Below are 1,238 nucleotides of genomic sequence, written 5' to 3' on the forward strand. Positions count from 1 at the left end.
AGTGCCTGTCACTTCACCCCACTAAAAAAGCCCCCGGCGCATCACGCACCGAGGGCTCCTCTAAACTCTTTTTTACATATACTTCTTAGCCTCATCTTCACTGAGGCTGTACTGTTCGCATAGATCAATAACTATGGTCTGATCATCAATTCCATGTTTTCTTAATGTAGCAACAGTTTTCCTGATTCCATCTGCCACAAACAACTCTTTTACCTCAGCTTCATTGTATTCTGTATCCAGCATACCTTCCACCTCTTTTCTATGTGCCATAAGAAAATCCCGAATCAGAAAATCCTTAGGCATCTCTTCCAATGCCTTATTCACAGCTGCCTTGATATCTGTCTCATTTACTGCCTTATTTCTACGAATGGCAGCCACCAGCCAGGCATACTCTCCAAGTGTCTTGCAATTCTGCATAAGCTCTTTGTTCCGGCCATAATTTACATTGATCATTCTGACTATGACTTCTATATCAGCCTTATCTCTGCTGGCAGGATCAAAAGAATCACTCAGTCTTAAGATCACCTCATCGTCTATTTCTGTCTCTCCGTTATAAAAGACTACCAGCTTCGGTGTTGGGAGCATGATTCTTGACGTTCCATATTTGTTCAGCTTATATTTGGCAATATACCCGGAATACAGATCCGCAACGTATTGGAGCAATCTGAGCGGCATATTCAAATTTAACGTCGACTGATGTTCATAAACGCTGAGAATGTCTGCAATGATGAATGACGTATCATTTTTCATCCCTAAATAGAGAACATCACTTAATGTATTAAACTCTATTTGCGATGCATCGGTGTACGACGACTTGTTTACCGCATTATACAGACTTAATGTCCATGCTCTGTTCGCCGGGTTGCCATAAATGAAATTAAGCAGTCTGTCCTTATACTTACTGTTGATGCCTTGTGAATCCGCTGTCATTAAATATCTCCTTTTATTATAATTTTTCTGTATATCCCTTTCAAGTAGCTCAAATACTGGAATATTGCGGCGATTACGCCTCATTGCCACAGACTGTGGCAACCTGCTCTGAACGAGCCCAGAATTAATTCTAGCAGCAAATTCTTAAGATTTACCATCGAAAATTCTTAAGAAATGCGAAAGATTGTGAACTTTCGGACACAATTTACCTTACTAAAGTGCCTGTCACTTCATCCCCCTAAAGTGCCTGTCACTTTCCTCCACCGCAGTGCCTGTCACTTCACCCCACTAAAAAAGCCCCCGGCGCA

The 1,238-nt window shown here is 41.6% G+C and carries 1 protein-coding gene; it reads right to left on the reverse strand.

Annotated features, from left to right (window positions below; all coding sequences use genetic code 11):
* Window positions 1-72 precede the first annotated feature (72 nt).
* Window positions 73-930, reverse strand: coding sequence for an Rpn family recombination-promoting nuclease/putative transposase (locus G588_RS21060; RefSeq protein ID WP_022780168.1), 858 nt, complete (start codon window positions 928-930; stop codon window positions 73-75).
* Window positions 931-1,238: the final 308 nt, after the last annotated feature.

Origin of the sequence: Butyrivibrio sp. AE3009, assembly GCF_000420845.1 — a bacterium.
Classification (GTDB): Bacteria; Bacillota; Clostridia; order Lachnospirales; family Lachnospiraceae; genus Butyrivibrio.

Bases quoted from the DNA above. Each gene is read 5' to 3' on its own strand.
- G588_RS21060 (WP_022780168.1), bottom strand. From the start codon at position 930: ATGACAGCGGATTCACAAGGCATCAACAGTAAGTATAAGGACAGACTG.